The sequence below is a fragment of the Mycobacterium leprae TN genome (genome assembly GCF_000195855.1).
In the GTDB taxonomy this organism is placed as follows: Bacteria; Actinomycetota; Actinomycetes; order Mycobacteriales; family Mycobacteriaceae; genus Mycobacterium; species Mycobacterium leprae.
On the sequence record NC_002677.1, the window covers coordinates 1481571 to 1506025 of the forward strand.

The following is a 24455-nucleotide window of genomic DNA, read 5'->3' on the forward strand; positions in this document are numbered from 1 at the left end:
CTTAACGCACACGAATTATTTTCCTCGCCGCGGTTACCATAATGGGGTGTGCTTCGATACACGTACAACAACTGGTGGTAGTCATCGATAACCGCAGTAATGCGTGTGCCTGATGTCTAAATTGTGGTGGCGTTGTATTGGGCGTAGCGATTAGCGTGACTTCGGAATGCTCGTAGGCTGCAGCCCGGGTGCTGTGACACGAGGCTCAGCTGGCGGCCGATGTCTGATATCCTGTCACTTGTTGCTTTGCCCTTAGCCCGTCGCGGTGAGCTGGCTGGCCATGAGTTTCCCGCAGTGCGTGACCGGGCCTGCGCTGTCATGGCTATACGTCTGTTGCGACGACGTGGCCTTTGCAGTGCGCGGGTCACACATTTAACTGCTGTACTCGAGGAGTCCTTCGGGATGGGCTTCCGCATATCTGGTGTGTAGCCCGATTAGCGATTCGTCGGCGTGTCCGCGCTGCGACGGCTGTTGCAGATGGCTGGGCCGCACTGCTGGTAAGCGGCACACAGCTCCCGACCTCTTCTGCGGTTCGGACCGGTAGCGAAAATCTGTTCGACATTTGGTGGCGTCATGTCTCCCCCGCAAGTGGGAAGGACTCCCAGACGTCTGTCTGGCTGTCAGGAGCCGGTGTTGGTACAGGTTCTTCGTGTGGCATTGGTCTATCAACATCAAACGGGGGCAAGCCTATTCATTGCCGAACAGGGGGATGGAACTTAGCGGGATTTGTGTCTTGGTCAACGGACAGCAAGGGTTCGCGCTTTGTTTGGCCGGCTCACATCTTCGATTGAAAAGGTTATCGCGTGGGTACGCGATAACATTGCTGACTGCCGCCGCCGACTCCGAGCGGTTCAACGCGGCTGCGCCGATCTCGTACACGCAAAGCGAGGCTTCGTCGTGTTTGATGCTGCACGGTGAGGAAAAAAATCCTTTGGCTCCGAGCGCGAAGGCTCACGCCTTCTGCGCGGCGCTGCTCACGGTTGGAGTCCGCACGGGCCCTTGTCGGCATCCCCGACGAGACTGAACCGGGTGGCCGCAATTCTGACGAATCCGCCAACCCGGCTGCCCATTATGGAGTTTCGTATGCCAGCATTCCAACATCCACGCAATGAGCGACCTGTATCTGCAGTTGGCTTTCACCAGCGGGTGAACCCGACTAGCGTTGGGTAGGCAATTAGGTGGGGGGACTGAGTGCAGGAGGCGTGGTTGGCGGTGACAACGTACTGGTGGGCGTGGGGTCGTTCTGATGGCTGACTCCGTCGAGGGCATTGGACCGTTCGATGAACTGGGAGCGCTCGACTATCTGCTGCATCGGGGTGAGGCAAATCCACGGACCCGCGCCGGGATCATGGCGGTGGAACTTTTGGATACCACACCGGACTGGAATCGGTTCCGGAGCCGGATCGAGGATGTCTCCCAACGAGTGTTGCGGCTGCGGCAGAAGGTTGTAGTACCGACATTGCCTACCGCCGCACCACGCTGGGTGGTGGATCCCGACTTCGAACTGGACTTTCATGTGCGTCGGGTGCGCGTGCCTGATCCGGGTACGTTGCGCGAGGTATTCGATCTTGCCGAGGTGATTCAGCAGTCACCGATGGACGTGTCGCGGCCACTGTGGACGGCTACCTTGGTCGAGGGCCTGGCCGCTGGCAGGGCTGCGATGCTATTGCAGATTAGCCATGCGATCACCGACGGTGTCGGCAGTGTCGAGATGTTCGCCGAAATGTATGACTTAGAAAGAGATCCGCCGTCTAGACCTCGGTCCCCGCAACCTATTCCGCAGGATCTGTCGCGCAATGACTTAATGCTACAAGGCATCAACCACTTGCCGGTCGCCCTGGCAGGCGGTGTCGTGGGTGGGCTATCTGGGGTGGCGTCGGTGGCTGGGCGGGCAATTCTACGACCTGCTTCGACTGTATCAGGAGTCGTCGGTTACGTCCGGTCGGGGATCAGAGTGTTGAGCCAGGCTGCCGAACCGTCCCCGTTGCTGCGCCAGCGCAGCCTGGCTACTCGCACCGAGGCAATAGAGATCCAGCTCTCCGACCTGCACAAGGCTGCGAAAGCGGGCGATGGGTCGATTAATGACGCTTATCTGGCCGGCTTGGTTGGTGCCTTGCGCCGCTACCATGAGGCACTTGGTGTGTCGATCAGCACGCTGCCGATGGCGGTGCCGGTAAACGTACGGACTGAAGCCGATGTGGTTGGAAGCAACCGATTTGTTGGCGTTACCTTGGCGGCACCGCTCGGTACCAATGATCCGGCAGCCCGGATGCAGAAGATTCGTTCGCAGATGACGCAGCGGCGCGACGAGCCTGCAATGAACATCATTGGTTCCCTCGCACCGTTGATGACAGTACTACCGGCATCGGTGCTAGATTTTATCGTTGACTCTGTGGCCAGCTCCGATGTGAATGCCAGTAATATTCCGGCCTACCCCGGGGACACCTACTTCGCGGGTGCAAAAATCTTGCGGCAGTATGGTATAGGACCTCGCCCTGGTGTAGCGATGATGGCGGTGCTGATGTCTCGAGGCGGGTTCTGCACGGTCACTGTGCGATACGATCGGGCTTCGGTGAAAAGCGAGGCATTGTTTGCCCGGTGCCTGCTGGAGGGTTTCGACGAGGTCCTGGCGTTGGCCGGTGACCCGACACCGCACGCTGTGCCGGCATCGTTTGCTGCGCGGTCCTCCGGTTCGCCGGCGGGATGGTTGTCGAGCTCATGAGTGCCTTCGACGAGAACGGGACGCCCAAGTCAGGGCCGGAAGTGCGCTTGCCTGGTTCGGTCGCCGAGATCCTTGCCAGTCCTGCTGGTCCCCAGGTAGGGGCGTTTTTCGACTTGGATGGGACGCTGGTTGCCGGCTTTACCGCAGTCATCCTTACGCACGAGCGTCTGCGACGCTGTGATATGGGTGTGGGAGAATTGCTTTCAATGATTCAGGCTGGTCTGAACCATACACTCGGGCGCATCGAGTTCGAGGACCTCATCGGTAAGGTTTCCTCGGCGTTGCGCGGACGGTTATTGACTGACTTGGAGGAGATCGGCGAGCGGCTGTTTGCCCAGCGCATCGAGTCTCGGATCTACCCTGAAATGCGTAAGCTGGTGCAGGCTCACGTGGCTCGCGGTCACACCGTGGTGCTCAGCTCGTCGGCCCTGACGATTCAAGTGGGGCCGGTCGCACGTTTTCTGGGTATTGCCCACATGCTCACCAACAAGTTTGAGATCAACGAAGACGGAATGCTCACTGGTGGCGTGGTTAAACCGATCTTGTGGGGTCCGGGCAAAGCCGCTGCGGTACAACGATTTGCTGCTGAGCATGACATCGACCTCAAGGACAGCTACTTCTACGCTGATGGTGACGAGGACGTCGCGCTGATGTATCTAGTTGGCAATCCACGGCCGACTAACCCTGAAGGAAAAATGGCTGCCGTCGCCAAACGCCGTGGCTGGCCGATCTTGAAATTCAACAGCCGTGGCGGCGTTGGTATCGGAGCGCAGTTGCGAACACTGGTCGGCCTGAGTTCAGTGCTACCACTCGTGGCCGGCGCGGTGGGAATCGGTGTGTTGACTGGTAGCCGTCGGCGGGGTGCCAACTTCTTCACCTCTGTCTTTCCCCCGTTGGTGCTCGCGGCCGCGGGGGTGCATCTCAATGTGATCGGGAACGAGAACCTGACCATGCAGCGTCCCGCCGTGTTCATCTATAACCATCGCAATCAGATTGACCCGCTCATCGCCGGTGCGCTAGTGCGTGGCAATTGGATTGCTGTGGCCAAGAAAGAATTGGCAAAGAATCCGATCATCCGCGCGCTCGGCAAATTAACCGACGGTGTGTTTATTGACCGGGACGATCCGGTCGGCGCGGTAGAGACGTTGCACGCGGTCGAAGACCGGGCCAGGAAGGGACTCTCGATTCTGATGGCCCCAGAAGGTACCCGATTAGATACCACAGAAGTCGGGCCGTTCAAGAAGGGGCCTTTCCGCATCGCGATGGCGGTCGGGATCCCGATTGTTCCGATTGTGTTCCGCAATGCGGAGATCGTCGCCGCTCGAAACTCCAATACGATTAATCCGGGCATGGTCGATGTCGCGGTTTTGCCGGCGATTCCGGTTGATGACTGGACTCTTGATGCGTTATCGGAGCGCATTGCCGAGGTGCGTCAGCTGTATCTGGACATTCTGGCTGACTGGCCGGTCGACGAGCTGCCCAAGGCTGCTCTGTACACCCGGGCAACAAAGGCGACGGTGAAAAAGGCGGAGCCAAAAAAGGGCGGTCGCACTTCGGCCGCCAAGACCACCGCTAAGAAGACAGCGACCAAGGCCACGGCAGCTAAGACTGCTAACACAGCTGTTACCAAAAGCATGTTGACGCCCCCCACGAGGATATCGGACAAAGAGAACCCGAAAGTACCTAAGGTCGTTTCCCAAGACCTCGTCGTGAAACAGCCCAGAGAGCGGTCGTGACTGAACCGGATGTAGAAATCAGCTCAGTCCTTACCGGTGAAGACACGCTGGTGCTAGCGTCTATGGACACTCCGGCGGAAATTGAGCTGGTCATGGATTGGCTATGCCAGCAGCGTAACCGCAACCCGGACATCAAGTTCGACGTATTGAAGCTTCCTTCGCGCAACTTAGCGCCCGCGGCGCTGACAGCACTTGTTGAACAGCTCGAATCCGACGAAGACCGGTCGGTCGTGCCGGTGCGTGTTTTCTGGATGCCGCCTGCGGAGCGCAGTAAGTTGGCCAAGCTGGCTGGATTGTTGCCCGGCCGGGATCCTTACCACCCCAACCGGCGCCAGCAGCGCCACATCTTAAAAACCGACGCCCGGCGTGCCCTGGTGATTGCTGGCGACTCTGCTAAAGTGTCCGAGCTCCGCCAATACTGGCGCGATACCACCGTTGGAGAAAACGAGTGCGATTTCGCTCAGTTCGTTACTCGCCGCGCCATCTTGGCGATGGAACGTGCCGAGTCTCGAATCCTCGGACCACAGTACAAGTCTCCGCGGCTGGTGAAGCCAGAAATCTTGGCGTCAACGCGGTTTCGTGCTGGACTGGAAAAGATCTCGGGCGCAACCGTGGAAGAAGCTGGGAAGATGCTTGACGAACTCGCCACCGGGTGGAGCAGGGCGTCGGTTGACCTCGTTTCCGTGCTCGGCAGGATGCTCAGCCGCGGCTTCGAACCTGAGATCGACTACGACGAGTATCAAGTCGCGGCGATGCGCGCGGCGTTGGAAGCTCATCCAGCGGTGCTGCTGTTCTCGCACCGGTCCTACATTGACGGTGCGGTGGTGCCGGTGGCGATGCAGGAGAATCGGCTACCACCGGTGCATGTGTTCGCCGGCATCAACCTGTCGTTCGGGTTAATGGGGCCACTGTTGCGCCGCTCCGGCGTCATTTTCATCCGCCGTAACATCGGCGACAATCCGCTCTACAAGTATGTCTTGCGCGAATACGTCGGCTACATCGTGGAGAAGCGTTTCAACCTGAGCTGGTCCATTGAGGGCACTCGTTCGCGTACTGGCAAGATGCTGCCACCCAAGCTCGGTCTGCTCACCTACGTGGCCGATGCGTACCTGGACGGCCGGAGTGAAGACATCCTGTTGCAGCCGGTGTCGATCAGTTTCGATCAGTTGCACGAAACCGCCGAGTACGCTGCCTATGCTCGTGGCGGCGAAAAGACGCCCGAAGGTGTCGCTTGGCTGTATAGTTTTATCAAGGCGCAAGGTGAACGTAACTACGGTAAGATCTACGTCCGTTTCCCGGAAGCGGTCTCGATGCGGCAGTATCTCGGTGCGCCTCACGGTGCATTGGTTCAAGATCAAGACGCTAAACGGCTTGCGCTCCAAAAGATGTCGTTCGAAGTTGCATGGCGGATTCTGTGTGCGACGCCAGTGACGGCGACAGCGTTGGTTTCCGCGCTGCTATTGACCACTCGTGGAGTGGCCTTGACGCTTGATCAACTGCATCACACGTTGCAAGAATCACTGGATTACCTGGAACGCAAGCAAACTCCTGTGTCGAAGAGTGCGTTGCGGCTGCGTTCGCGTGAAGGCGTGCGTGCTGCGGTCGACGCATTGTCCAGCGGGCACCCGATCACTCGGGTTGACAGCGGTCGGGAACCGGTGTGGTATATTACCCCCGGTAATGAACATGCTGCGGCATTCTACCGGAACTCGGTGATACACGCCTTCCTGGAGACCTCGATAGTCGAACTCGCGTTGGCGCATGCCAGGCATGTCGAAGGCGACCGTATGAAGGTTTTCTGGGCGCAGGCGATGAGGCTGCGTGATCTCTTGAAGTTCGATTTTTATTTCGCGGATTCGGCTGCTTTTCGTGCCAATATCGCCGAAGAGATAGCGTGGCACCAGAATTGGGAGGATCGTGTTTCCGGTGATGGTGATGATATCGACGCGATGCTGCTTACTAAGCGACCGTTGATCTCAGATGCGATGTTGCGGGTATTTTTTGAAGCGTACGATATTGTCGCTGATGTGTTGCGCGATGCTCCGGCGGATGTTGGCCAAAAGGAACTGACTGAATTGGCACTTGGTGTCGGACGCCAGTACGTGGCACAGGGTCGGGTCCGTAGCGGTGAATCGGTGTCTACGCTACTATTCGCCACCGCTTACCAGGTTGTTGTCGATCAGAATCTGATAGCGCCAGCTCCGGATCTCGCTGAACGTCGGATGGTTTTCCGGCGGGAGTTGCGGGATATTCGGCGAGATTTCGACTACGTCGAACAAATCGCGCGCAGCCGGTTCATCGTCCGTGAGTTCAAATCGCGTTAGTGACGCTTGTACCGTTCAGTGGCCAAGCTATCGGTCCATACCCAGGGTAGCTGACGGTTGCTCGCTTTGCTGGCAAGCTCGGGTGTGTCCTTAACTGACTGGTGTCGCAGCGTTAATAAGGTCGTACGGCGACTCATCGCCAACCGTCGGGATCGCTCGTCACTCGCGGACTGATCCCCAGTCACGGTTCTTTGCACGGGGTCAGCGGGGGTGGGCTCGTGTTGTTCCTAATTTGTCGGTAGTTCCGCGCTGAATGGTCATTGGAAGCTGAATGGTCATTGGAAAGGGGCCAACACGTCACGACTCAAAGACGACAACAGAGCAAGCAACGAAGGGAATGCGTCAGTGTTCGGAACGCCGTTAACTGTAGTCGGTTACATCGTCAACGACCTGCAACGCTGCAAGGTGGGCGATCAGGAGGTGGTCAAGTGTCGGGTGGTCAGCAGTTCTCGTCGTCGCATCGGTGATCGTGGTGGGTCACGTCTATACCAGCGAGTACGGGACCGGCACGGCTTATCGTTCGTCGTTGGAGATGCGGGCAACTCCTCCGGTCGGCCCGGATTTGTCGCGGGTGATTGTACGCATCGAGAAGCCTGGATAAAAACCGGTCCGGACGTGGATTCGATTCCCACAGCCGCCGATGCTGTTACCCGAGCTCCTGACGGGAATCCAGCCTCCAGGTCCGGCTGGTCGCCGCTACTGGGCTCGACGCATTACCCATGTCACCGATGTTGGTTTAGGAGTCGAATTGCGGCTGTGGCGCGATGCCTAGGATGGGCGCTAGTAACTTTGCAGACTAGAAAGGCAATACGGGGGCATGGCTGAGTTCATCTACACGATGAAAAAGGTTCGTAAGGCGCACGGCGACAAGGTAATCCTTGACGACGTTACGCTGAACTTCTTCCCTGGAGCCAAGATCGGTGTCGTCGGCCCGAATGGTGCCGGTAAGTCGAGCGTCTTGCGGATCATGGCCGGTATGGACAAGCCGAACAACGGTGACGCGTTCCTGGCTACCGGCGCTAGTGTCGGCATTCTGCAACAGGAACCGCCGTTGAACGAGGAGAAGACGGTTCGTGGCAATGTGGAAGAGGGCTTGGGCGACATCAAGATCAAGCTTGACCGCTTCAGTGAGGTCGCCGAATTGATGGCCACCGACTCCTCCAGCGAGTTAATGGAAGAGATGGGCCGGCTGCAAGAGGAACTGGACCACGCCGACGCGTGGGACCTTGACTCGCAACTGGAGCAGGCCATGGACGTGCTGCGCTGCCCACCGCCCGACGAACCGGTGACAAACCTGTCCGGTGGTGAGCGGCGTCGTGTGGCGCTGTGCAAGCTATTGCTGTCCAAACCTGACTTGTTGCTGCTCGACGAGCCGACCAACCATCTAGACGCCGAAAGCGTGCAGTGGCTCGAACAGCATCTTGCTGGTTACGCTGGTGCGGTTTTGGCGGTCACCCACGACCGCTACTTCCTGGACAACGTTGCCGAATGGATCCTGGAACTGGACCGTGGCCGCGCATATCCCTATGAAGGTAACTACTCTACTTACCTTGAGAAAAAGGCTGAGCGACTGACTACACAGGGTCGCAAGGACGCCAAGCTACAGAAGCGATTGACTGACGAGCTGGCCTGGGTGAGGTCCGGAGCTAAAGCACGTCAAGCCAAAAGCAAGGCGCGTTTGCAGCGCTACGAGGAAATGGCTGCCGAAGCTGAAAAGAATCGTAAATTCGATTTCGAAGAAATTCAAATCCCAGTCGGACCACGCCTGGGCAACATGGTGGTCGAGGTCGAACACCTCGACAAAGGTTACGGCGGACGCACCCTAATCAAGGACTTATCCTTCACGTTGCCCCGTAACGGCATTGTCGGCATCATCGGCCCCAACGGGGTTGGCAAGACCACACTTTTTAAAACCATCGTGGGGCTCGAGCAGCCGGACGGCGGTGCTGTCAAGATTGGCGAAACCGTCAAGCTGAGCTACGTGGATCAGACCCGCGCGGGTATCGATCCGAAGAAGATCGTGTGGGAAGTGGTCTCAGATGGGTTGGACCACATTCAGGTCGGCCAAACCGAGGTCTCGTCGCGGGCCTATGTTTCGGCGTTCGGATTCAAGGGTCCCGATCAACAGAAGCTGGCCGGGGTGCTCTCCGGTGGTGAGCGAAACCGGCTGAACCTTGCGCTGACGCTTAAGCAGGGCGGCAATCTCATCCTGCTTGATGAGCCGACCAACGACCTCGATGTCGAGACCTTGGGTTCGCTGGAGAACGCGTTGGTGAATTTCCCCGGTTGTGCGGTGGTGATTTCGCACGATCGCTGGTTCCTCGATCGCACGTGCACGCACATCTTGGCATGGGAAGGCGACGACGAGGGGAAGTGGTTCTGGTTCGAGGGAAACTTCGGTGCCTATGAGGAAAACAAGGTGGAACGGCTCGGTGCTGAAGCTGCGCGTCCGCACAGGGTGACTCACCGTAAGTTGACGCGCGACTAATGTCAGCTTCACTAGCGTTGGTATCCCGGGGGTTCAGAGTGGGTTGGGAGCAAACGGCATGACCATCGATCCCGGAGCTACGCATGTTGCCGAGCTGTGTACCACATTCACGCAGGGTGCGGACGTACCCGACTGGATCTCGAAGGCGTACATCGACAGCTATCGCGGTTCGCACGGCGACGTACGCGAAGCCCCCGAAACCAGTCGAGTCAATCCTAACGCCTTGGTGACGCCGGCCATGCTCAGCGCACACTATCGTCTAGGTCAGTGCCGACCGAACGGTAGGAACTGTGTCCGCGTCTATCCGGCAGATGACCCCGCAGGGTTCGGGCCCGCGCTGCAGATCGTCACCGACCATGGCGGCATGGTGATGGATTCTATTACCGTGCTTCTGCACCGGCTCGGGGTTACATACACGGCCATGATGACCCCAGTGTTCATGGTGCTTCGCAGCCCGACGGGGGAGTTGCTCGGCGTCGAACCTCGAGCTTCTAGTACGTCGCACTCCATCGAAGGGACTTGGGTCGGTGAGGTCTGGATATATATCCAGCTCTTGCCTGCTGTCGATAGTAAATCCCTAGCCGAGGTTGAACAGCTGCTGCCCCGGACCCTGGTTGACGTTCAGCGGGTTGCCGCTGACGCAGCAGCATTGAACGCCACCTTGAGCGGTCTGGCCGCAGACGTCAAAACGAACAAAGAAGGCCACTTTTCGGCTTCTGACCGCGATGATGTCGCGGCGTTGTTGCACTGGCTGGGTAACGGGAATTTTCTGCTTTTGGGTTACCAGCGCTGCCGGGTGCATTATGGTCTGGTCTCCTGCGACAGGTCAACCGGTCTCGGCGTGCTGCGTGCACGCACAGGCTCCCGGCCCCGGCTGACCGACGATAACGAATTGCTTGTCCTAGCGCAAGCTGCTGTCGGCAACTATCTGCGCTACGGGGCGTACCCGTATGCCATCGCGGTCCGTGAATACGACGATGGTGGGGACGGAGGTATTATTGAACACCGCTTCGTCGGGCTTTTCACGGTTGCTGCTATGAACGCAGATGTACTGGAGATTCCGTCGATCTCACACCGGGTTCGTGCGGCGCTTGCGATGGCCAACAGCGACCCCATTTATCCGGGCCAGCTATTACTTGACGTCATCCAGACCGTCCCGCGTTCGGAGCTTTTCACGCTGAGCGCTGAACGGCTTTTCACGATGGCCAAAGAGGTGGTAGATCTAGGATCTGGGCGGCGTGCGTTGTTGTTCCTGCGCGCTGATCGGCTGCAGTACTTCGTCTCCTGCTTGGTTTATGTACCTCGCGATCGCTACACCACAGGTGTGCGGTTGCAAATCGAGGATATCCTCGTTCGCGAGTTCGGTGGTACGCAAGTGGAATTTACTGCACGAGTTAGTGAATCACCTTGGGCGTTAATGCATTTTATGGTCCGTCTGTCCGAAGGTGCTGCGACGGGCTCAGTCGACGTCTCGGAAGGCAATCGGATCCGGATCCAGGCGATGTTGAGTGAAGCTGCACGGACATGGTCTGACCGGCTAATCGCAGCCGCGGCTTCATTCTCTGAGGGTTCCGTCTCGTATGCTGAAGCCGAGCATTACGCGGCGACCTTCTCCGAAACCTACAAACAAGCTGTCACTCCGGCCGATGCGATTGACCACATAGCCATCATCAAAGAGTTGGCCGATGATTCAGTTAAGTTGGTGTTCTTCGAGCGGAAAGCGGATGGGTTCGCCCAGCTGACTTGGTTCTTGGGTGGGCGCAGTGCCTCCCTGAGCCAGCTGCTCCCCATGCTGCAAAGCATGGGCGTTGTTGTGCTTGAGGAGCGACCGTTTACCGTCGCCCGAACCGATGGCTTGCCGGTATGGATCTATCAGTTCAAGATCTCGCCGCATCCGACAATTCCGCTGGCGTCGACAGCGAATGAGCGGGAGCTTACCGCAAAACGATTCTCCGATGCAGTTACCGCCATCTGGCAGGGCCGCGTCGAGATCGACCGGTTCAACGAGTTAGTGATGCGTGCAAGGCTGACCTGGCAGCAGGTCGTGCTACTGCGTGCTTACGCGAAGTACTTACGGCAGGCGGGTTTCAACTATAGTCAGTCCTACATCGAATCGGTGCTCAATGAGCACCCTTCCACCGCTCGATCACTGGTCGCATTGTTCGAAGCGCTATTCGATCCCAGCCCGTTGAGTTCGTCAACGAACTGTGATGCGCAAGCGGCCGCTGCAGCTGTCGCTGCGGACATCGATGCCTTGGTGAGTTTGGACACCGACCGCATTCTTCGTGCCTTTGCATCTCTGGTTCAGGCCACCCTAAGAACCAATTACTTTGTGACACAAAAATTTTCTGCTCGCAGCAAAGGTGTACTTGTCCTCAAACTCGATGCACAGCTGATCAACGAGTTGCCGCTGCCGCGGCCCAAGTTCGAGATCTTCGTGTATTCGCCTCGTGTCGAGGGCGTGCACCTGAGGTTCGGTGCGGTGGCGCGTGGTGGGCTGCGTTGGTCCGACCGACTGGATGATTTCCGCACAGAAATTCTGGGTCTGGTTAAGGCACAGGCGGTCAAGAACGCCGTTATCGTGCCGGTCGGCGCCAAGGGCGGGTTCGTGCTCAAGCGGCCGCCCCTGCCCACCGGCGACGCCGCTGCCGACCGCGACGCTATGAGAGCCGAAGGTATCGCCTGCTACCAGCTGTTTATTTCTGGTCTGCTCGACATTACTGACAACGTCGACCACGCGACCGGAAAAGTTAACGCGCCGCCCCAGGTGGTGCGACGTGACAGCGACGACGCCTACTTGGTGGTGGCCGCGGACAAAGGCACTGCCACGTTTTCCGACATCGCCAACGATGTCGCCAAGTCCTACGGATTCTGGCTGGGCGACGCCTTCGCCTCCGGTGGATCGGTGGGCTATGACCACAAGGCCATGGGCATTACTGCCAAAGGCGCGTGGGAAGCCGTCAAACGACACTTCCGGGAGATGGGGGTGGACACTCAAAATGAGGACTTCACCGTTGTGGGTATCGGCGATATGAGCGGCGACGTGTTCGGTAACGGCATGCTGCTTAGCAAGCACATCAGGCTGATCGCTGCTTTCGATCATCGGCATGTTTTCCTTGACCCGGACCCTGATGCCGCGGTTTCCTGGGCTGAACGGCAGCGGATGTTTGATCTGCCGCGATCCAGCTGGGACGACTACAACAAGTCGTTGATCAGCGAGGGTGGCGGTGTGTATAGTCGCGAGCAGAAAGCCATCCCGACCAGTCCGCAGGTCCGCACTGCCCTGGGCATCGATGGCGAAGTAACCGAAATGGCACCGCCCAACTTGATCCGGGCAATTCTGCAAGCACCGGTGGATTTGCTGTTTAACGGCGGCATTGGCACCTACATCAAGGCTGAAACTGAGTCCGTTGCCGACGTCGGCGATCGCGCGAACGATCCGGTGCGAGTCAACGCAAATCAGGTACGCGCCAAGGTTATCGGCGAAGGTGGAAACCTCGGGGTTACCGCGTTGGGCCGCGTCGAGTTCGATCTGTCCGGTGGACGGATCAATACCGACGCGATGGACAACTCTGCCGGCGTGGACTGTTCCGACCATGAGGTTAACATCAAGATCCTGATCGACTCACTGGTCACCGCTGGCAAGGTGAAAGTCGAGGAGCGTAAACACCTGTTGGAGTCGATGACCGACGAAGTCGCACGTTTGGTACTTACCGACAACGAGGACCAGAATGACTTGATCGGCACCAGTCGCGCCAACGCAGCCAACATGCTCTCAGTGCACGCGATGCAGATCAAATACCTGGTGGACGAACGCGGAGTCAACCGCGAATTGGAAGCGCTGCCTTCAGAGAAGGAGATTCAAAGGCGGTCCGAGGCCGGCATCGGCCTTACCTCGCCCGAGCTCTCGACGCTGATGGCACACGTCAAGCTGGCACTTAAAGAGCAGATGTTGGCCACCGAACTGCCGGACCAGGATGTCTTCGTGTCGAGGTTGCCACGATACTTCCCCAAGCCGCTGCGCGAGCGTTTCACCCCGGAAATCCGCTCGCACCAGCTGCGCCGAGAAATCGTCACCACCATGCTGATCAACGATCTGGTAGACACCGCCGGCATCAGCTACGCTTTCCGGATCGCCGAGGATATCGGGGTCGGGCCGATTGATGCGATACGTACCTATGTCGCCACCGACGCCATCTTTGGTGTGGGTGATGTATTGCGGCGTATTCGTGCGGCAAATTTGTCGGTCGTGCTGTCGGATCGAATGACGTTGGATACCCGTCGGCTGATCGACCGCGCCGGACGATGGCTACTTAACTATCGTCCGCAACCGTTAGCCGTCGGCGCCGAGATCAACCGATTTGCCGCGAAGGTTAAGGCGCTAACGCCGCGGATGTCAGAGTGGTTGCGCGGTGACGACCAGGCCATCGTCGAACAGCAAGCCACAGAATTCGTGTCGCAGGGTGCTCCCGAAGACTTGGCCTACCGGGTTGCGGTTGGGCTATATCGCTACAGTCTGCTTGACATCATTGACATCGCCGACATCACCGAGCTCGACCCGGCCGAGGTCGCAGACACTTATTTCTCCCTGATGGACCGGCTGGGCACCGATGGATTGCTCACGGCGGTGTCCAAACTACCCCAAAATGACCGCTGGCATTCTTTGGCGCGTTTGGCGATTCGTGACGACATCTATGCTTCCCTGCGATCGTTGTGTTTCGATGTGCTTGCCGTTGGAGAGCCTGATGAAAGCGGTGAAGAGAAGATCGCCGAGTGGGAGCACATCAGCGCTTCCCGGGTGGAAAGGGCACGTTTAATGCTTGCCGAGATCCACGCTAGCGGTGAGAAGGATCTCGCGACGTTGTCGGTTGCGGCACGTCAGATCCGCCGCATGACCCGCACCAGTGGACGTGGGTCGTCGGGGTGAGTGCGGGGTTCGTTGTGGCCGTGCTGGTCCGGTGATCGGACATCGACATGTATCATTACATCAACTACGCGACTATGGTCACGATTATCGAAGAGGCGCGTGTTTCTTTTCGCACAAGCGTTTTGGCGTCGACATCACTTTAACTGGTTCGCTGATGTCCGGGTCACTATACACAAGCGTCAGCTGCGACTGGACCGATTCACCATTACAGGTGACGATATGAGTGTAGCGGTTGCGGGCGATGGACTTCACCACTCGGTTACGAGGTGCGTTCGGTCAATGCTGATCCCGAGTCCAAACCTGTTGTTATTGTTCGAGTCGCAGCTGGCTGCGTATTCACATCGACGAGCAGCGGTTGGTGTGACTCTTGCCGCATCGTCGGGAGTATTGGGTATCTGCAACAGTGGCAACGATAACTGAGTGGGGACTGTGGTTGGGCCCAGACATTAGGGCCGCCCATCGAGTGGATCTGGCCACGTTCGTCGATCGTGTGGTGCGGCTCGACCAGGCTGCGGTTATCAAACTTCGGGTACACTGTGCCGGATTGCGGACGGTATGGATGGCAACCGGTTTCGACTTGCTAGCCGCGCCTAGTGGTAGTTTGCCAATGTGCAGACCAGCGATTTGTTTTTCGGCGCAAACGCATGAGTGTGCAGCCTGTCCGCGATGGATGCCTCGTGCTATATTAGTCTGGTTTTCTCGATGGACTCAGCCTGGCGAGGTGTGTTGTCTCCAGAATCTGGCTTCGCCAACATCCATGACGTACCGGCCCTGGTGATGCTGGATTTGGCGTAGTGTGGCGCGCGGCTCGCTAAGGAGCACAGCAGTTACCGTGGTTCGCCGGTTTTCCTGCTTGGTCAGGGGAGGTCATTCAGGTCAGTTCTAGAGACGTCAGTGTGGGGGCCATCTATGCGCTGTGTGTTCGCTTTGATCGCTCGCAATGGTTTTTCTGCCGCAGTCACCGGATGCGGTCGACATCGTGGCCATCCGGCTATAGGCACTGCGTTAGTATGCTGAAACTAACCAGGCTGCGGTATCTGGCAGTAATTGGTCACCCATCAGTGGTGTGTTGGCAAGTATGCATTCTCCTGCTGGCAGCGCCAGCGTACGGTCGCTGGCGTTAAATGTGTATACTAGTCTGCCGCCGCACCGGCCGGAATATCCGCGAATCGCGTAGCGCGGTCAGCCGCTCTATCTTGCTACCATCAAATTCGGCTCACTCCTTGTGTGATTTCAACGTTTGGCTAAAGAACGACAACGTTGAGTTGGCGTCCGGTGCGCTATTTTTCTAAGGTCAGCGTCACCCAAGCCGTAGGCATTGGCAGCCAGGTGTCAAACAGACGGGGATAAACCGATATGCGGAGCAACACCTTACCAGGGAATTGGAACCCAATACCGGGCGCGGCCAAGGTCGGTATGTCCTGAGCGTTCCCAGGTCGGGTCCTGCAATGCCGCGTCATGCAGGTCCACGTCGGGCAACTCCAGTTTCTGATCATTATAGATGAACACCGCGCTCGGTAGGACAAGCATCACCATCGCCATGACCCGCGCTCGGAGCAGTCCGTTATTGCCGCCCCCATAGCGGGTGACGTCCCGACCTACGTCATGATGGCCAGTGTCCAGGTTGGGATCGCGTTTTCGATCTACGTGGCCGTACGTGAGTTCTGCACCGCGTCGTGAATGGCGGCAGCGTCGAAGTTGATGATCTGCGCCAGGAGGAAATTGAAGCTGAGGTGTAGTTCGTCAGACCGCAGGTAATTCGGTCCACCGGGCATTGTCGGTGACTTAATACTTCGCCGATGATCGCCGCGCCAGGATAGTCGTGGACGACCGTGCCAATATCGCGGTTAATCGCTTGCACACTTGGGTGGTTGAAGCGCCGGTTGTCGTCGGTATGGTGCAACACCCCTGGTCTCGTTTACCTGTGAGTTCGGCAGGCCGGGCGGCTTGGCCATCCCGTGCGGCCACATCGATGTGGAAGCCATCCACGCCGTGTCCCAGCCAGAAGCGCAGCGTTTTCTCGAAGTCGTCGAAGACATCTCAGGTGGTCCCAGTTCAAATCGGGCTGCTCGGTGTCGAAGAGGTGCAGATACCACCTGGCCGGGGGTGCTGTCCGGTTCGTCCACCCGTTTCCAGGCCGGCCTGCCGAACAACGGGTCGATGTCACGAGGATCGGCGACGTCGTAACTATGGTCGGCTATTGGTGAGACAGTGACGGAGTGGGTCCAAATCGCTTTGATACCGAGCAATTCCAGGTGCCTCTGCCGGGTTGTGAAACCGTCCAGGCTGCCCACCCCGTAGCCGTTGCTGTCAGCGAACGACTGCGGATAGAACTGGTAGAACACCGCGGTCGACCACCACGGCTGGGTCTCGTGGCCCGACATCAAGACGCGGAGTTCACGAGGGAGTGTGCGGCCATCTCCAAATAGTCGAGCAACTCCCGTCGATGCTCGTTGTCGAGGGTATGCGAGTCGATGGAGGCGACGGCGGTGTGCATGCACCGCAGCCAAGCGTCGCGCTCGATGGCAGTGATCCGGAAAGGAGCGTGACGCATACGCAACCGCGGATGGCCGCGTTGACTGGAGTATGTTCGCGGACCACCCCAGTATTGCTCGAGGAACATGCGCAATCGTTCTTCGGCGCCGGCCAGGTCGTCTGCGGGATACAACTCACGCAGTATCTCATCTTCAGGAACCTGCGCATAAAAGCGTGACACAATCGCTTTGAAGGTCTCGGCCCCGCCGATAGCGTCGTAGAAAGATTGCTGCACCTGATCCATCTCTTCCATTGTGGTGTATCGCCTGGGTGATAACCGGAGGTGGGCTTAAGCCAATAGGTGGTTCCTGGTGTTCACCAGATCGACATGGCATACACTCAGCGATTGGTGTGCGGTCAGCGGCGAATCATGGTGGACTGTTTCGCGGAGGACTTAGATTTAATGGTGCAGCGCAAGAATCGCCGCAGCCATCGCAGTTCCGGGGCCGCGGCAAACCTGATCAGGGCTGCTAACCCCTCATCCCTGCACAATGTTGATATCCACCCGTCCACCTGCTATGAGAGCGGATCAATTTGGAATCGCCGGCGGGTGTTGCTGCTGAATTCCACCTACGAGCCGCTCACCGCATTGCCGACGCGGCGGGCGATCATTATGGTGATCTGCGGCAAGGCCGACGTCGTGCACGTGGATCCGGCCGGGCCGGTCGTCCATTCGGCAACCAGGTCGATCACGGTGCCGTCGGTGATCCAACTGCGGTCCTATGTTCGGGTTCCGTATCGAGCCCGTGTCCCGATGACCCGCGCTGCGCTAATGCATCGGGACCGCTTTTGCTGTGCCTATTGCGGAGCCAAGGCCGATACCGTCGATCACGTGGTGCCACGTAGCCGCGGTGGTGACCACTCCTGGGAGAACTGTGTTGCGTGTTGTTCGACATGTAACCACCGCAAGGGTGACAAGCTGCTTACCGAACTTGGCTGGGTACTGCGCCGGACGCCGGTGCTGCCGACAGGTCAACACTGGCGGCTATTGTCGACGGTCAAAGAACTGGATCCGGCGTGGGCTCGATATCTTGGTGGGGGCGCCGCTTAAGCTGGATTTCCCGGCATCCGCAGTGGTCCGTCTTAGCTCTAGGTGGCGCGCGTGCGACCTTAAACGTGTTGAGTTTACACTCACCGTGCTGGCCAAATCTGCTTCCGAAGGGGCCAGCGGCTTCCGCACGTAAGTAAGTACCGCTCGGGCTCACATTGCCGCCGGGCTGGGTCTAAAATTTGCTTTCACATGCGCCGGTCGCGCTAGTGGTGGGATAGGTTTGCTTCGTGAGCATGCTGCAAATCCATCTTTGTTTCGTTGGTATCCCATTGTTGCTGGTGGTCATGCTGGCAGTGCCCATCCTGTCCCGTAAAGGGCCCTATCCCGCGACCTATAGATTGGGCGAGAGGTGGACGCATCCGCCCATCCTATGGGCTGCCATCGACGAAGTTGTCAGTGACGGGCACGGGGGCTATGGGGCATCAGAGTTCACAGTCGGAGGTGGCGCCAGTGGTACGTGGTGATGTTGTAACTGAGCTACCCAAGGGGTGGGTGATCACCACCAGCGGACGGGTCTCCGGGGTTACCGAGCCCGGGGACCGGTCAGTGCACTACCCATTTCCAATCAAAGACCTCGTCGCCCTGGACGACGCGCTAACATACAGCTCTCGGGCATCTCACGCCCGGTTCGCTGTTTACCTCGGTGACCTGGGCAATGATACAGCAGCACTAGCTCGCGAAATCCTAGCCCAGGTGCCGACGCCGGACGACGCGGTGCTAGTCGCCGTTTCACCGAACCAGTGCGCCATCGAGGTGGTTTACGGCTCGCAGGTCCGGGGTCGTGGCGCCGAGTCGGCAGCACCACTGGGTGTTGCCGCGGCTTCTTCGGCCTTCGAGCAAGGGAACCTGATCGATGGGCTGATCAGCGCGGTCCGCGTGCTCAGTGCGGGGATTTCCCGGTCTTAGGGTGGTGGTGTTGTGGTGGGCTGGTGGGGTGTGGGTGGTTGATCTGCGCTAGAAGGTTGCCGTATGTGCCGCCGACGGCCGGATCATCGATGCACTGTTCACTAACACGATACTGCTGCACCCGGCGGCATGCCTGCTTGCTGGCTGAGGGCCGGTCAACAAGCCGCCGACACCGATACCAGCGGCAGAAATGGTGCAAGGGATAACATCAGGTGCGAATAGTTATACCGTGCACGGGGACGTGCCTGTTCAGGTGCGGCCACATTGACCACGCCGACACCTCAAGGCCATGACATGCACACTAAAACGCCCCTACCCCGCGGCGCTAACAACTATCCTCACACTCACGCCTGCATCGATATCGCCTTCAGCACAGCCCAGGTGCCCAGCCCCTGGCATCATCAACATGTAGACCAAGCAGCATCCACCACCGACATGCTTACGTGCGCCGCGCTAATCGTGTCCACTGCGGCAAAGCACACGAAGCCTCATCGAAAGCAGGCAGTCAGCCACCCACCAACAAAAACCCCGCAACACAGCAAAACACGTCAACAGGATTCCGGGCTGCCCCCCACGACTACCGAACATATCGGCCAGTCATAAAACGCAAAAACAGCCATTTCACCCACCACCTATGAAACCAACCGAACAACTCACCGCCACAGACACAAGACAGCAGAGCCCGGGAACCGCACGATTTTTGACGCCACTCAGGCCAAGTTGGCAACCACGTGGTAGGGCCTTTTTAGACCAGGCTGCGAAACCTGCCGCAAATGTTGCCGCGGCTTGACGGGTTCATGCGGTTTGATGCCGTTGATGGCTGGCCTCGATTGCCGGCCTGGATTACGGCGGCTTTATGTCGGCTCTGGTGCTCGTGCCGTACAGCCGACGGCGATGCTGAATTCCGATGTCAGAACACCTTTACTTTATCTAGCTGCCATTGCTTTGCTGTCGCACAGCATGCTCGACGGTTGGCGAGCTGTGGGGCCACTCGCAGCGGAGTTGGCCAGCACCGAACGGGTCGATCGCTGTGTCCTGGCGGTTACTCGGCTGTTGATCGGGTTGTTATGAGGCAGCGTTTGGGGTGCACGTCGACTATGTCGACACCGACCAGCAGTGGCTAGCAGCCGCCGAGAAATTCGGAGTTATGTCACACGATCGGGTAAAGTTGGGCAAGTCTTGGGATCGGCACCCCGCTACCTTGTATATTGCCGCAGATTTCGCGACGTTACGCGCGACGTGGCGGACGGCATCTGTACTGATAGCGGGATCTACTACCAACCCGTGTTAGATGATGCCGTTATTCTTGATGTACACTCGTGGGTACGGTTTGTTCCTGGGCACGTCGATGCGCGCACCGTCATTCCGCGCATTTTGGACATGCTTGCCGAGGTATGAGCTTTGTTGCCGGCCGTTGAGCACGTGGTTGCATAGGAAGATGCCCCATGAGCTTGGCTAACGATGGACGAGCAAGACTGTCTTCGCCAGGGGGTAGGCTTGCACCGGCTCAGGCAATGTCGCCGACGACGACCCCGGTCCGGCACAGCTGCCGCGCACAATCCATGGCAACTGCTGAATGTCTGGGCCGTCGGAGCTGGCGGACATAATCTGGGTGTTGGTGTGATATGCATGTTGCGGCGGGTGAAGTGCACGTTGGCTTCGTTGGCGGCTAGAACGTTTTTGATCCAGTCAGTTTTTCCCGTGACCCAGCGTGATTGCCAACACATTGACTTCGCAGTAGGCGGTCACGATGCTCTGGTATGGCATGCCGGATTTGCGACCATGGTGAGTGATGGTTCTCGGCAGGTAAGGTGCGATTGGTGTTGAGCGCCGGGTTCATGGATTTGATCTGAAGGTGCTCGAGCCAGGGCGGGAAGATCATCGGGACGCCTGGGGATTATTTGGGGTGATCCTTGGCTGACATGGCCGTTCCTTGAGCGGCCATGTCAGCCAAGTGGAGACAAACGCGGTGCAGGCTTGTTAGTGGCACTGTACCGGCCGGCTATCGACTCGAGCTGCTCTGGGACAATGGTCGTTGTGAGCATCACGCCACCATTCCTGCTAGCCTGCATTGATCTGCGGGGAGCTGAGTTGACGGCTACCCAGTTGCGGGCCACGCTGCCGCGCGGTGGCGCCGACGTGGAGGCTGTGCTGCCTACGGTGTGGCCGATCGTGCAGGCCGTCGCCGAGTGCGGGGCCGATGCGGCTTTGGAATTCGGGGCGTTATTCGACGGCGTGCGGCCCCCGACTGTCCGGGTGCCCGACGCCGCGCTGGACGCCGCGCTGGCAGGATTGGACCCCGATGTCCGCGACGCGTTGCAGGTGATGATCGAGCGGACCCGCGTTGTGCATGCCGACCAGCGCCGCACCGACGTCACTACCGCGCTCGGCCCGGGTGCGACGGTCACCGAACGGTGGGTTCCCGTTGAGCGGGTGGGCCTTTATGTACCCGGCGGCAATGCGGTGTACCCGTCCAGCGTGGTGATGAACGTGGTGCCGGCACAGACCGCGGGTGTCGATTCCCTGGTGGTGGCCAGCCCTCCGCAGTTCACTTCCGGTGGCCGGTTTCACGGACTGCCGCATCCGACGATTCTGGCCGCGGCACGGCTACTGGGAGTTGACGAAGTCTGGGCCGTCGGCGGGGCACAGGCAGTGGCGTTGCTTGCTTACGGAGGCACCGATAGTGACGATTGCGAGCTGGCACCGGTCGACATGATCACCGGGCCAGGCAATATCTACGTCACTGCCGCCAAGCGGTTATGTCGCTCTCGGGTGGGTATCGACGGCGAGGCCGGTCCGACCGAGATTGCCATCCTCGCCGACCATACCGCAGATCCAGCACATGTGGCTGCCGACATGATCAGCCAGGCCGAACATGACGAAATGGCTGCCAGTGTATTGGTGACCCCAAGTACGGATCTGGCTGATGCCACCGACGCCGAATTGGCTGCCCAGCTGCGGACCACGGTGCATCGGAAACGGGTGGTGGCAGCACTAGGAGGACGCCAGTCAGCTATCATTTTGGTCGACGATCTGGAGGCTGGTGTCAAAGTTGTCAATCTCTACGCAGCTGAACATCTGGAGATCCAGACTGCTGAAGCTTCACGAGTCGCGAGCAGAATACGTTGTGCAGGAGCTATTTTCGTTGGCCCGTGGGCACCGGTCAGCCTCGGTGACTACTGCGCTGGGTCCAACCACGTATTGCCGACCGCGGGCTTTGCCCGGCATTCCGGCGGCCTGTCAGTGCAGACCTTCCTGCGTGGCATCCATGTTGTCAACTACACCAAGACGGCTCTCAAAGACATATCCGGACACGTTATCACGTTGGCCAAAGCCGAAGACCTGCCGGCGCATGGGGAGGCGGTACGGCGGAGATTCGCGCGATGAATGTACCTGAGCCCACACTCGACGATCTGCCGTTGCGCGATAATCTTCGCGGCAAATCACCTTATGGTGCAATGCAATTGCTGGTTCCAGTGCTACTGAACACCAACGAGAACCCGCACCCACCCACCAAGGCGTTGGTCGACGACGTGGTGCGGTCAGTGCAAAAGGTGGCAGTCGACTTGCATCGCTACCCTGATCGCGATGCGGTGGCACTGCGTCAGGACTTGGCCTCCTACCTCACCGCGCAGACCGGTATCCGGCTTGGTGTCGAAAACATTTGGGCTGCCAATGGCTCCAACGAGATTCTGCAGCAGCTTCTGCAGGCGTTCGGTGGTCCGGGGCGCAGTGCGATCGGCTTTGTCCCGTCCTATTCGATGCACCCTATAATCGCTGACGGCACTCACACCGAGTGGCTAGAGACCGTTCGTGCTGACGATTTCAGCCTCGATGTCGAGGCCGCTGTCACCGCCGTCGCTGACCGCAAGCCCGATGTAGTGTTTATAGCCAGCCCCAATAACCCTTCTGGGCAGAGTATTTCGTTGGCTGATTTACGGAGGCTACTCGACGTGGTGCCGGGGATCTTGATTGTCGACGAGGCTTATGGCGAATTTTCCTCGCGTCCCAGCGCAGTGGCGCTGGTAGGTGAGTATCCGACCAAAATCGTTGTTACCCGCACCACGAGTAAGGCATTTGCCTTCGCCGGCGGCAGGCTTGGATATTTGATCGCGACGCCTGCGCTGGTGGAAGCGATGTTGCTGGTGCGGTTGCCGTATCACCTATCATCGGTCACTCAGGCGGCGGCCCGAGCGGCACTCCGGCACGCTGATGATACCCTAGGTAGTGTCGCGGCGTTGATCGCCGAACGAGAAAGGGTGACAAAATCTTTGGTCCACATGGGATTTCGTGTAATCCCTAGCGACGCAAACTTCGTGCTATTCGGACACTTCTCCGACGCGGCTGGCGCTTGGCAGCATTATTTGGACACCGGTGTGCTGATCCGCGATGTCGGTATTCCCGGTTACCTGCGCGCTACCACGGGTTTGGCCGAAGAGAACGACGCGTTCCTTAAAGCCAGCTCCGAGATAGCTGCCACCGAATTGGCCCCAGCCACCACACTAGGAGCCTCGTGACCAACACCGAAGTAGGGAAAACAACGCGTCGTGCGCGTATTGAACGCCGCACCAGCGAATCTGATATCGTCGTTGAACTCGACCTGGACGGCACCGGGCAGGTTCACATCGATACCGGTGTCTCGTTCTATGACCATATGCTGACTGCGCTGGGCAGCCACGCTAGTTTTGATCTGACCGTGTGTACCAAAGGCGACGTGGAGATCGAAGCCCATCACACCATCGAGGACACCGCGATTGCGCTGGGTCAGGCGTTTGGGCAGGCGCTGGGAAACAAGAAGGGCATCCGCAGGTTCGGAGACGCCTTCATCCCGATGGACGAGACCCTGGTACACGCGGTAGTCGATGTATCAGGTCGTCCTTATTGTGTGCACACCGGGGAACCTGATCACCTGCAGCACAACATTATTTCCGGAAGTTCGGTGCCCTACTCCACCGTCATCAATCGGCACGTGTTCGAGTCGCTAGCGGCCAATGCCCGTATCGCGTTGCATGTGCGCGTCTTGTACGGGCGCGATCCGCATCACATCACTGAAGCGCAATACAAAGCCGTCGCGCGCGCGTTAAGTGAGGCGGTCAAATTCGACCCTCGGTTTTCGGGCGTGCCGTCCACCAAAGGTGTCCTGTGAGAAGTAAATCGGTTGTAGTTCTGGATTACGGTTCGGGTAATTTGTGGTCGGTGCAGCGCGCGCTGCAGCGGGTTGGTGCCGCGGTCGAAGTTACGGCTGACTCAGCTGCAGGCGCCGCCGCTGACGGGTTGCTGGTGCCCGGTGTCGGCGCGTTCGAGGCGTGCATGGCAGGTCTGCGGAAAATCGCGGGTGAACGGACCATCGCCGAGCGGATCGTCGCGGGACGGCCGGTATTAGGGGTCTGTGTCGGCATGCAGATTTTGTTCGCCCGCGGTGTCGAATTCGGTGTGGAAACAACAGGCTGTAGGCAGTGGCCGGGCGTTGTGACCCGGCTCGACGCCCCGGTGGTTCCCCATATGGGCTGGAACGTAGTCGATTCCGCTTCTGGAAGTGCGTTGTTCAAGGGCCTAGATGCTGGAGTGCGGTTCTATTTCGTGCATTCTTATGCCGCGCAGCGTTGGGAAGGCTCATCCAAGGCGCTGCTGACATGGGCAACTCACCAAGTACCGTTTTTGGCCGCGGTGGAAGAAGGACCACTGGTTGCCACCCAGTTCCATCCGGAGAAGAGTGGGGACGCTGGAGCAACCTTGCTGAGCAATTGGCTTGGGGAACTTTAAAGG

At 58.7% G+C, this 24455-nt stretch carries 17 protein-coding genes and 4 pseudogenes; 18 read left to right on the forward strand and 3 right to left on the reverse strand.

All coding sequences use genetic code 11. From position 1 onward, the window contains the following. Positions 1–219: 219 nt before the first annotated feature. The 10 genes and pseudogenes from ML_RS06245 (at position 220) to ML_RS17380 (ending at position 14992) form a co-directional block, all read left to right on the forward strand. Positions 220–429 (forward strand): hypothetical protein, encoded by a 210-nt coding sequence (locus ML_RS06245; protein WP_145985183.1) that lies wholly within the window; start codon positions 220–222, stop codon positions 427–429. Between the two features lie 391 nt (positions 430–820). Beyond that, positions 821–1024, forward strand: coding sequence for a hypothetical protein (locus tag ML_RS15745; RefSeq protein WP_231846755.1), 204 nt, complete (start codon positions 821–823; stop codon positions 1022–1024). A gap of 222 nt (positions 1025–1246) precedes the next feature. Next, on the forward strand, positions 1247–2722 hold the full coding sequence (locus ML_RS06255) for a wax ester/triacylglycerol synthase family O-acyltransferase (protein WP_010908219.1): 1476 nt from the start codon (positions 1247–1249) through the stop codon (positions 2720–2722). Next, on the forward strand, positions 2719–4458 hold the full coding sequence (locus ML_RS06260; protein ID WP_010908220.1) for an HAD-IB family hydrolase/lysophospholipid acyltransferase family protein: 1740 nt from the start codon (positions 2719–2721) through the stop codon (positions 4456–4458). The genes ML_RS06255 and ML_RS06260 overlap by 4 nt, the downstream gene beginning before the upstream one ends. Next, positions 4455–6782, forward strand: a complete 2328-nt coding sequence (locus tag ML_RS06265) for a glycerol-3-phosphate 1-O-acyltransferase (RefSeq protein ID WP_010908221.1) — start codon at positions 4455–4457, stop codon at positions 6780–6782. Before ML_RS06260 ends, ML_RS06265 begins: the two co-directional genes overlap by 4 nt. Before the next feature lie 345 nt (positions 6783–7127). After that, positions 7128–7607, forward strand: a pseudogene (locus ML_RS18900) (single stranded DNA-binding domain-containing protein). Beyond that, positions 7600–9270 carry an energy-dependent translational throttle protein EttA gene (ettA, locus tag ML_RS06275; protein ID WP_010908222.1) on the forward strand — a complete coding sequence of 557 codons (1671 nt, stop codon included), beginning with the start codon at positions 7600–7602 and terminating at the stop codon, positions 9268–9270. Before ML_RS18900 ends, ettA begins: the two are co-directional and overlap by 8 nt. A gap of 58 nt (positions 9271–9328) precedes the next feature. After that, positions 9329–14197 carry an NAD-glutamate dehydrogenase gene (locus tag ML_RS06280; RefSeq protein ID WP_010908223.1) on the forward strand — a complete coding sequence of 1623 codons (4869 nt, stop codon included), beginning with the start codon at positions 9329–9331 and terminating at the stop codon, positions 14195–14197. A 47-nt stretch (positions 14198–14244) separates the two neighbouring features. Then, positions 14245–14561: pseudogene (locus ML_RS18905) on the forward strand (acyl-CoA thioesterase). A 302-nt stretch (positions 14562–14863) separates the two neighbouring features. Then, positions 14864–14992 (forward strand): hypothetical protein, encoded by a 129-nt coding sequence (locus ML_RS17380; RefSeq protein ID WP_269147078.1) that lies wholly within the window; start codon positions 14864–14866, stop codon positions 14990–14992. 210 nt (positions 14993–15202) lie between these two features. On the opposite strand, the pseudogene ML_RS06285 reads toward ML_RS17380, so the two are convergent. Both ML_RS06285 and glbO read right to left on the reverse strand, forming a co-directional pair. Beyond that, positions 15203–16581 (reverse strand): annotated as a pseudogene (locus tag ML_RS06285) (alpha-amylase family glycosyl hydrolase). After that, on the reverse strand, positions 16581–16967 hold the full coding sequence (glbO, locus tag ML_RS06290) for a group 2 truncated hemoglobin GlbO (RefSeq protein WP_010908224.1): 387 nt from the start codon (positions 16965–16967) through the stop codon (positions 16581–16583). Before glbO ends, ML_RS06285 begins: the two are co-directional and overlap by 1 nt. A gap of 168 nt (positions 16968–17135) precedes the next feature. On the opposite strand from glbO, the gene ML_RS06295 reads away from it, so the two are divergent. From ML_RS06295 to ML_RS06315, 4 genes are all read left to right on the forward strand, one after another. Further along, positions 17136–17783, forward strand: coding sequence for an HNH endonuclease (locus ML_RS06295; protein WP_010908225.1), 648 nt, complete (start codon positions 17136–17138; stop codon positions 17781–17783). A 236-nt stretch (positions 17784–18019) separates the two neighbouring features. Next, positions 18020–18247 (forward strand): aa3-type cytochrome oxidase subunit CtaJ, encoded by a 228-nt coding sequence (ctaJ, locus tag ML_RS06300; protein WP_081439394.1) that lies wholly within the window; start codon positions 18020–18022, stop codon positions 18245–18247. Next, complete coding sequence (locus ML_RS06305) at positions 18198–18689, forward strand: DUF5130 domain-containing protein (protein WP_010908226.1); 492 nt, start codon at positions 18198–18200, stop codon at positions 18687–18689. The genes ctaJ and ML_RS06305 overlap by 50 nt, the downstream gene beginning before the upstream one ends. 786 nt (positions 18690–19475) lie before the next feature. Beyond that, positions 19476–19760, forward strand: a complete 285-nt coding sequence (locus ML_RS06315; protein WP_145985184.1) for a hypothetical protein — start codon at positions 19476–19478, stop codon at positions 19758–19760. Positions 19761–20196: 436 nt separating this feature from the next. Here ML_RS06315 and ML_RS17960 read toward each other — a convergent pair. Next, a pseudogene (locus ML_RS17960) lies at positions 20197–20571 on the reverse strand (nitroreductase family deazaflavin-dependent oxidoreductase). 176 nt (positions 20572–20747) lie between these two features. Between ML_RS17960 and hisD the strand changes: the two are divergent. Genes hisD through hisH form a run of 4 tightly spaced genes read left to right on the forward strand, consistent with a single transcriptional unit; the run spans position 20748 to position 24452 of the window. Continuing rightward, positions 20748–22076, forward strand: coding sequence for a histidinol dehydrogenase (hisD, locus tag ML_RS06320; protein WP_111481139.1), 1329 nt, complete (start codon positions 20748–20750; stop codon positions 22074–22076). Continuing rightward, positions 22073–23206, forward strand: coding sequence for a histidinol-phosphate transaminase (locus ML_RS06325; RefSeq protein WP_010908228.1), 1134 nt, complete (start codon positions 22073–22075; stop codon positions 23204–23206). Before hisD ends, ML_RS06325 begins: the two co-directional genes overlap by 4 nt. Then, positions 23203–23835, forward strand: coding sequence for an imidazoleglycerol-phosphate dehydratase HisB (gene hisB, locus ML_RS06330; protein WP_010908229.1), 633 nt, complete (start codon positions 23203–23205; stop codon positions 23833–23835). The genes ML_RS06325 and hisB overlap by 4 nt, the downstream gene beginning before the upstream one ends. Continuing rightward, positions 23832–24452 carry an imidazole glycerol phosphate synthase subunit HisH gene (gene hisH / locus ML_RS06335; protein WP_010908230.1) on the forward strand — a complete coding sequence of 207 codons (621 nt, stop codon included), beginning with the start codon at positions 23832–23834 and terminating at the stop codon, positions 24450–24452. The genes hisB and hisH overlap by 4 nt, the downstream gene beginning before the upstream one ends. Positions 24453–24455 lie beyond the last annotated feature (3 nt).